This is a genomic window from Nonomuraea sp. K271, assembly GCF_009908215.1.
GTDB classification, from domain to species: domain Bacteria; phylum Actinomycetota; class Actinomycetes; order Streptosporangiales; family Streptosporangiaceae; genus Nonomuraea; species Nonomuraea longispora.
Genome location: NZ_JAAAHR010000026.1, coordinates 69,855 through 77,716, shown reverse-complemented (window position 1 = coordinate 77,716; position 7,862 = coordinate 69,855). Strand labels below are relative to the sequence as shown.

The 7,862-nt window shown below is 71.2% G+C and carries 11 protein-coding genes; 5 read left to right on the top strand and 6 right to left on the bottom strand.

Features of this window, described 5'->3' with window-relative positions:
- The first annotated feature begins 174 nt into the window (after positions 1-174).
- Positions 175-426 (top strand): hypothetical protein, encoded by a 252-nt coding sequence (locus tag GUY59_RS12445; protein ID WP_138199888.1) that lies wholly within the window; start codon positions 175-177, stop codon positions 424-426.
- Between the two features lie 356 nt (positions 427-782).
- Positions 783-1,133 carry an STAS domain-containing protein gene (locus GUY59_RS12440; protein WP_138199887.1) on the top strand — a complete coding sequence of 117 codons (351 nt, stop codon included), beginning with the start codon at positions 783-785 and terminating at the stop codon, positions 1,131-1,133.
- Between the two features lie 36 nt (positions 1,134-1,169).
- Here GUY59_RS12440 and GUY59_RS12435 read toward each other — a convergent pair whose 3' ends face one another.
- From GUY59_RS12435 to GUY59_RS12420, 4 genes are all read right to left on the bottom strand, one after another.
- The gene (locus tag GUY59_RS12435) at positions 1,170-1,394 is read right to left on the bottom strand and encodes a hypothetical protein (RefSeq protein ID WP_132640188.1); all 225 of its coding nucleotides are present in this window, start codon (positions 1,392-1,394) and stop codon (positions 1,170-1,172) included.
- Between the two features lie 133 nt (positions 1,395-1,527).
- Positions 1,528-2,367 carry an acyl-CoA desaturase gene (locus tag GUY59_RS12430; protein WP_138199886.1) on the bottom strand — a complete coding sequence of 280 codons (840 nt, stop codon included), beginning with the start codon at positions 2,365-2,367 and terminating at the stop codon, positions 1,528-1,530.
- 214 nt (positions 2,368-2,581) lie between these two features.
- Entirely contained in the window at positions 2,582-2,905 is a 324-nt protein-coding gene (locus tag GUY59_RS12425; protein WP_138199885.1) for an STAS domain-containing protein, read from the bottom strand.
- Between the two features lie 202 nt (positions 2,906-3,107).
- A complete protein-coding gene (locus GUY59_RS12420) occupies positions 3,108-3,638 on the bottom strand; it encodes a DUF5994 family protein (protein WP_138199884.1) in 531 nt (176 codons plus the stop codon).
- 148 nt (positions 3,639-3,786) lie between these two features.
- Between GUY59_RS12420 and GUY59_RS50670 the strand changes: the two genes are divergently transcribed.
- Positions 3,787-4,770, top strand: coding sequence for a tyrosine-type recombinase/integrase (locus GUY59_RS50670; protein ID WP_138199883.1), 984 nt, complete (start codon positions 3,787-3,789; stop codon positions 4,768-4,770).
- Positions 4,771-4,878: 108 nt separating this feature from the next.
- On the opposite strand, the gene GUY59_RS12410 is transcribed toward GUY59_RS50670, so the two are convergent.
- The gene (locus GUY59_RS12410; RefSeq protein ID WP_138199882.1) at positions 4,879-5,505 is read right to left on the bottom strand and encodes a CGNR zinc finger domain-containing protein; all 627 of its coding nucleotides are present in this window, start codon (positions 5,503-5,505) and stop codon (positions 4,879-4,881) included.
- A 91-nt stretch (positions 5,506-5,596) separates the two neighbouring features.
- Here GUY59_RS12410 and GUY59_RS12405 point away from each other — a divergent pair, with 91 nt between their 5' ends.
- Entirely contained in the window at positions 5,597-6,346 is a 750-nt protein-coding gene (locus GUY59_RS12405) for a metallophosphoesterase (protein ID WP_138199881.1), read from the top strand.
- Positions 6,343-6,960, top strand: coding sequence for a LysE family translocator (locus GUY59_RS12400; RefSeq protein ID WP_138199880.1), 618 nt, complete (start codon positions 6,343-6,345; stop codon positions 6,958-6,960). The genes GUY59_RS12405 and GUY59_RS12400 overlap by 4 nt, the downstream gene beginning before the upstream one ends.
- Before the next feature lie 140 nt (positions 6,961-7,100).
- Here the strand turns inward: GUY59_RS12400 and GUY59_RS12395 are convergent, their stop codons facing one another.
- On the bottom strand, positions 7,101-7,832 hold the full coding sequence (locus tag GUY59_RS12395) for a class I SAM-dependent methyltransferase (RefSeq protein ID WP_138199879.1): 732 nt from the start codon (positions 7,830-7,832) through the stop codon (positions 7,101-7,103).
- Positions 7,833-7,862 lie beyond the last annotated feature (30 nt).

The following is a 7,862-nucleotide window of genomic DNA, read 5'->3' as shown; positions in this document are numbered from 1 at the left end:
CCTCCGCCCCCGCCGGCCTCGACACCGCCGCGAACGCGCTCGGCTTGGCCGGTTGGGATAACGAAGGCGGACAGCCTCGACAGCCTGCCCGCCGCCGTCCCGCGCCCTGACCGGCCGTTCCAGAGGAGGAAAGCCGACACGCGGGCCCCACCACGTGACAGGGAGGATCACACTGTGCACTGGCTGCGCGACATCGACAGCGACGGCGAGGTCCTACGCGAATGGCGGCTGGATCTGTCCTGCGGCCCCCAGGTACCTGAGCGCGAACGCCGGCAGGCCCATCGCCTCTGGCAGCAGGGCAGCGTCCACACCACTCCTGACAACCACCGCCTCCTGCTCCCTCAGCAGACCCCCGCCGGCGAGACCACGCTCAGCCAAACAGGAGACAGTCCGGCACCGGCCACCACCCATAGGTCGCGCCTGTAGAACGTGTCGTCTGCTAGCTCGGGTGCGGGGCATGGCCGACGCCGGGGCCGCCACGCGATGTCGCCCCTCGTAACAGCGCCTAAGCCCGCGCCGCCGGCACAGCGCCACGCCGCTCTACCGGAGGCCCGGACGAGGCGGCCTGACCACCGCCTCGGCTGGTGACGTGAACATCACCCGAGTCCGCGCCACGAGATCAGGCCCGCCACAAAGATCCCGCGGGTACAAGTTGCTTACCTGACGGCCGCGCGGGCAAAGTCACGACATCACGGGGTAGGGGCACCCACGAATGTCCGATATAGCCGTTCTGCGCTGCGGGGGCGGGCAGGACGACATCCACCGACAACCGACGGCCGATCATGACAGAACTTGCCATCACCGTACGCCAACGCCCCGGCTTCCACCTGGTCCAGCTGGAAGGCGAACTTGACAGCACCACACAACTGCCCTTGAGGCAGACCTTTAACGAGCTGCTCACCGAGGCCCCACCGAAGATCGTCGTGGATGCCGCACGGCTGGCCTTCTGCGATTCCTCCGGGCTGTGGACTCTGATCGCCGGCCAGCGCGAGGCCGAAGGCCGCGGCGGCGGGCTGCGCTTGATCGGGGTGCACGGGCCGCTGGCGCGGCTGCTGTCCGTCACCCGGCTCGTGGACATGTTCCCGTCCTATGCCAGCCTCGACCAGGCCGCCCACTGGCCCGGACCGCGCTGACCGGCCACGGTCCCCGGCAGCCGGTCCCCTCGTCGGTCACTGCGTGCGGGCCGCCGGTTTGTCCAGCGCCTGGTCGGCCGCAGCGCTGAGCAATCGTGCGGCGGCGGCTACCTCAACGAGCTGAGCAGGCGTCATCGCCTCCAGACACGCGGCGAGCCGCTGCCGGTCGCCGTGGCAGGCCATGCTCATCGCGTTCTGAAGGGCGAGAGTGCGCGAGGCTGTGCTGACCGCCTTCAAGACGCCGGCCAGGGCCTGGTCCACGCCACTGCCAGGACCTGGTCGCTGCGGAGGTCGGGCGTTGGCCATCACTCACCTGCCGTCCTTAGCTCTGGGTAGGGACGTTCAGTCAGGAATCGTCCCTTACGGCCGGGCCCCGGAGCCGGGTCGGCGGCCATCAGCCAGGCGTGCGCCGCGGTGGCCGCCTGGCGGTGGAGGCGCCGCCGAGGTGGTGCATGGTGGTGCGCAGTGTGTGTTTGCCGGCCACCATGCGACGGTGCTGGAGGCCGTCGGCGGGGTGCCAGCGCACGTTGGTGGCCCAGCCGAGCCGTTCCAGCAGCCGGATCAGCCGGGCTGAGGGGTCGATCTGGCGAGGGCCGCGGCCGTGCCGGGCGCAGCCGGGCTGGCTGTGGTGGCCGTTGTGCCAGCTTTCGCCGAAGGACAGCAGGGCCAGCGGCCACAGGTCGGTGGAGCGGTCGTGGCGGCGGGTTTTGTGCGGCCGGTCACCGATCATGTGGCACAGGGAGTTGACGCTCCAGGTGACGTGCTGCAGCAGGGCGATGCGGACCAGGCCGGCCCAGATGAACGCGGTCAGAGCGCCGTACAGGCTGCCGCTGATCGCCCAGCCCGCCGCGAACGGCAGGAGCAGGGAGGCGGCGCACCAGGCGGGGAAGGCGCGCGAGATGCGCAGCATGGCCGGATCGTTGCGCAGCAGGTCGGGGGCATACCGTGTGGCCGAGGTGGGCTCGCTGGAAAACAGCCAGCCCAGGTGGGCGTGGGCCAGGCCGCGCAGTTGCCCGCCGAGGCCGGTGCCGTACCGGTAGGGGGAGTGCGGGTCGCCGGGCCGGTCGGTGAAGGCGTGGTGGCGGCGGTGGACGGCCACCCAGTCGATGAGGTTGCCCTGGAAGCTCATCGATCCGGCCACGGCCAGGACGACGCGCAGCCACGGGCGGGCGGTGAAGGAGCGGTGGGTCAGCAGCCGGTGGAAGCCGACCGTCACCCCCAGCCCGGTCACCATGTAGAAGGTGGCGGCCAGCAGCAGGTCGGTGAGGCTGACACCGCTTCCCCACGCCAGCCAGATGCCGGCGCCCAGCGCGATAACGGCGCGACCACGATCGCGGCGGTCAGCATCACCGGGGCGATGCCGGTCCGCGCGGGCGTTGCGGGCCGGGGGAACGGCGAGCTGCCGTCATAACCCGCCGCGGCGGCGTTGCGGGTGGTGGGCGTGCCGGTCATGCCATGATCGGGAAGCGGTGGTCCAGGCCGGCGCTGCGCAGCAGCCGGGCCATGAACGGGGGAAGGCCGGTCAGGGCCAGCGTGATGCCCCGGGCCCGGGCACGGCCTTGCACGCCGACCAGCACGCCGAGCCCGCCGGCCCCGCAGAAGGTGACCCGGGACAGGTCCAGGACGAGCAGGTCGCTGCTGTGGGTGAGGGTGTTGATCAGTCGCTGGCGCAGCCGAGCTGTGCTGAAGATGCCGATGTTCCCGGACAGATGCACGAGGGTCGGTGCTGAGGCGGTCGCGCCGCCGAGTGGGGCGGTGTCGATGACGGTCATGGAGGTTTCCTCACTGGAGAAGCTGAAAGGGGAGGGGATGCCTGCCGGCCGGAGATCGGGCCGCCGCCCGTAGGGCCAGTAGGGGCGGTGCCTGGACCGCTCGATCCGGCCGCAGGCGGTACGTGGGTCACGCCGCCGCTGCTGACGGCCGGTTGGTTGAGGCGGTTGTCTCCTGGCCGATGATCGACCCGACCTCGTTGTCTCAGTTGGCCGAGCTGCCGGCGGTCACCGCACGGAGGGTCGGGCGCGCCGCGGGGTGGCATGGCAGATTCGCCAGGGTGAGGATGTCGTCGGGCGTCAGGCCGGCGGTGTCCTGGGCGGTGAGTTTGAGCGTGGCCTCGGCGGCGCCGGTGGCGGTGCCCGATGGAATGATCAGCAAGACGACTGGCTCTCCGGTGGCGAAGGTGAGAGTGATCACGCGCGGGTCGGTGTGGCGGGACCAGCTGATGCGGATCTGCCGGCCGCGGGCCGGGATGCGGCGTGGGAGACTCTGCCACGTATCGCCATGGACGCCGACGCGGAGCGTGACTCGATCAAGCAGCCGGTCGACGGCGGCGATGAGGCCGGGCAGTTCGGCGGCCGCGTCGCGAGAGTAGGGCCACCAGGCCCCGTCCACCACCGCTCGCCGATTCGGCACCGGGTGGAGACTGAGCCGTAGCGCGGAATCGGCCCGGAGGACCGCAGGTGAGGCGGAGCTGAGTGGTGCGGGCTGAGAAAGAAGTGTCAGCGTCATGTCGCTTAACCTGTCCAGGCCCCAAGAGGCCGGTGGTGGTTCGCCGCGGGTGACGCAGACCTGAATGCCAACGCTCGAAAAGTCCTCGGTGTCTCCACCTTACCTCACAACTTCCGGAATTGCTCAATTCCGGAAGTAGACTGTGGGGGTGACTTCCGGAAACAGGCCCGCAGAGTTCGCGGAACCGGTCGGATCAGCTTCCGGAAACACACGCCGGTCGCGGGCCCTTCCGCTTTCCGCTCCGCACGCCGCCGTCCTGGCCGGCTACACCGCCGCGCTCGCGCACGCCCCGCTGGCCGACTCCACCAAGACCAAGTACGCCTCCCGGCTGCGCGGCTACCTGGCCTGGCTGGCCGACCAAGCCGACGCCGGCGCCCTGGACGGCGACCCGCTCACCGACCCCATCGCCGCCACCGGCGCCGTACGCGACTTCCGCCGGCATCTGAAGAACGGCCGCCGCGCCCCCAACACCATCGACACCTACCTGTCGGCCATCGACGACTTCTACGCCCGCCGCGGCCTCGGCAAACCCCAAGCCCGCCGCACCGCACCCCGCGCCCTGGACGCCCGGCGCACCCGCCGCTACATCCGCCACGTCCAGCTCACCGCGCCGCCGCGCGACAAGGCCATCGCCCTGCTGCCCTACTACGCCGGCCTGCGCATCTCCGAAGTCGTCGGCCTCGACCTGGCCGACGTGCGCCTGTCGGCCCGCAAGGGCGAACTCCGCATCCGCGGCAAGGGCCGCGACGGCGGCAAGATCCGCCTGCTGCCCGTCCACCCCGACCTGCGCCAAGCCCTCACCGACTGGCTGCAGGCCCGCGCCGGCTGGACAGGTGCCGGCAGCGCCGCGCTGTTCCTCAACCACCGCGGCGGCCGCCTGACCGACCGCGCCGCCCGCGACATCATCACCGGCCTCGGCGAGGCCTGCGGCATCAACGACGACCCTACCGAACCCTTCAGCCCGCACGTCCTGCGCCACACCTTCGCCACCCAGCTCATCCGCGACGGCAAAGACCCCATCCTGGTCGCCGAACTCCTCGGCCACGGCTCGCTGGACACCACCCGCCGCTACGCCCTGCCCACCGAAGCCGACAAAGCCGCCGCCCTGGACGCCCTCATCACTGACCACTAGCAGGGCGAAGAAGCGTCTACGGCACATTGACCAGCGTGCACGTGCAGTTGGCCGCAACTGGGCTCGCGGGGTGACGGCGCGCACAGAACGACCCGCCGAAGCGTCCAGCTAAGTTACTCGCGGGTACCGCCAACGGCTGTCCGCAGGTTCCTCAACCCCGTGGTAGTGACGTGCCGCCCGCGCCCGGTTGCCGCATGACGGCTTGCACCACTCCTGCCGCCCGTGGCTCTTGACGAAGTAGCGTACGCAGCGCGGCGCGTTGCAGGCCCGCAACTGCTCGCGTTGCGGGCCGCTCAGGAAGTCGATGGCGGCCCGGGCCAGGGCCGCGACCAGCCGGACGTTTGCGTCGGATTCACCCGACAACACTCCCACCCGAGGGGGCGCGTCCGCGGGCCAGTCGAGTTGCGGGACGATCGCTTCACGGGCGGCCGCCGCGTTGAGGCGAGCCAGCGCCTGCTCGACCGGCATCAGCCGGTGGGCGTCGGCCCGGCTCGGCGGCGCGGGGCTGACCGCTTGCGCGAAGAGCGCCCGCACGGCCCGGCGCAGCTCGACGATCTCGCCGGCGAGCTTCTCGTCCACCGTGAGCGCTGCGATGTCGACGTGGCCTGCCAGCAGTTCTGCCTGCTGGTGGATCCAGCGTGCCGTGCTCTGCGGCGTGGCCAGGTCGTCGGCGACACCGCCGGTGCCGTCATGGCGGATCGTGCTCGCCAGTTCCAGGGCCGGCCAGCGCTCCACTCCCACCCCTCAGGGTTGCCTGTCTCCTCTTTGTACCTTACCGTCCTAACGGTTAATCGGATTTAACCATTAGATATGAAGGGGCGCCACGATGACGTTGTTGCTGGCTCAGATCAGCGACCTGCACCTCGACGGCACCGACAGAGCGCTCCGGCGCGCCACCCGGATCATGAGCTACCTGCGGGCACTTCCCCGCCCGGTCGACGCCGTGCTGGTCACCGGCGACATCGCCGATCACGGGGAGGAGGCCGAGTACGAGCAGGCCGCCCAGGTCCTGGCCGCCCCCTTCCCCGTGCTCACCTGCCCCGGCAACCACGACGCCCGCCCGGCCTACCGCAAGGCGCTGCTGCGGCAGCCGCCCGGCTCCGGCCCCGTCAACGAGGTGCACCACATCGGCGACACCGCCATCCTGATGTGCGACTCCACCATCCCCGGCCGCAACGAGGGCCGCCTCGACTCGGAAACCCTGGCCTGGATGCACGCCACCCTCGACGGGCTCGCCGCGGGCACGCCCGCGCTGATCGCCTTCCACCAGCCGCCCGCCGAACTCCATCACCCGTTGCCCGACTCCCAGCGGCTGGAGGGGACCGGCGACCTGGCCGCGCTGCTCGACGCCCACCCGCAGGTGGTGGCCGTGCTCACCGGCCACGCTCACACCGCGGCCGCGTCCACCTTCGCGGGCCGCCCCTTGATCGTCGCACCGGCCGTCACCTGGACCCTGCGCCTGCCGTGGGAGGGCGACGAGCCCGCCGACCGCGAGCAACCGCCCGGCCTGGCCTTCCACGTCCTGGACGACGACCGCCGCCTGACAACCCATTACCGCGTCGTGCTCGAGGCGTGATCCACCCGTACGCGGCCGCCGCGTTCCTCCTGGCGATCCTGCCCATCATCGCCACCCCGGGCGCCAGCCTGACCCTGCTGATCCAGCACGTGACAGCCGGCGGTCGCCGCCGGGCTCTGCCCGTCATCCTCGGTACGGTCAGCGGCCTGTACGCCCACGCGACCCTGGCCATCGCCGGTCTGTCGGCGCTGGTCATGCACTCCAGCCAGGCCTTCACCGCCGTCAAACTCCTCGGCGCGGCCTACCTCGTCTGCCTGGGCCTGTGGACCTGGCGCTCCACCACCCTGCCTGCGCCTTCCGCGCCGACGGACCAGCCGCGACGGACCGGCTCCGTCTACACCCAGGCCCTGCTCGCCAACGTGCTCAACCCCAAGGCGGCTGCGATCTACCTGACCCTGGTCCCGCAGTTCATCCGGCCCGGCGGTCATTTCGGCGGGCAGATCCTCACCTTGGCCACCGCCCACGCCCTGCTGATGGTGGTGTGGTTGCTGACCTGGACGGCCCTCCTCCATCGGGGGGCGCACGTCTTGCACAGGGCCCGCTTCAGACGTGCGGTCGGCAAGGTGACGGCGGTGGTGCTCGTCGTCCTCGGCCTCCGGGCCGCCACGACGTAGGCGTCGTCGCGGCTGCGCGGCGCCTGCCCTGGCGGCCAGCGGGCTCATCGAGCTTCGGCGAAACTCGCCTGCGCCTCCCGGACGCTCCGTTCCGGCGACGTCTTCGGCAAGGACGCGGCGGGCACCGTGGTCCAGGCGAGTCAGACGCGGCGTGCGATCGTGACGATCGAGCGGCCGGCCTCTGAGACGGGGTCGTGACTCCAGCCGCCGTAGTGCGCCTCGACTTCGAAGCCGGCCTCGTTCAGGAACGTCCCGAGCGCCGGCACGTCCAGGAAGCGCAGGCTCGCGCGATCGATCCGCAGGACGGTGCCGTCAGGGGTGCTGGTCGTCTCGGTGAGCGTCACCACGTCGCCGAGCACCGACTCGACGCGGTGCGAGACGCGAAGCGTACGGCCGGTTCCGTCCACGACCTCGGTGGCGTTCGACGGGTTCCACTCCTCCCACTCGCGCACCTGCGGGTTGCGCGTGTCGAATACGAACCGGCCGCCGTCGCGAAGCGCCCTGCGGATCGCGGCCAGCGATGCGGCCAGGTCATCATCGCCGACCAGGCACTGGAAGGCGTTGCCGGCCATGGTCGCCAGGTCGAACTCACGATCCCAGGCCGCGTCCGCCGCGACACCGGCGACCCACTCGACATCCGTACGTCGCCGAGCCCGATCGAGCGCAGCCAGATCCGGGTCGAGCCCGGCGAGCCGCCCGCGATGACCGAGCTCCCGCGCCCGGCGCAGCATGCTGCCGGTGCCGCACCCCACGTCCAGCACGGCGTGCGCGTCCATCACCAACTCGTGGAAGAACGCGTCACCGGGGTGGCGCGTGGGGTCCCACGGGTTGAGCAGGTCGTACAGGGCGGCGGCCTCGGCATCGGTGAACATCCAGGCAGTATCACGATCCCGTCAGCCGCC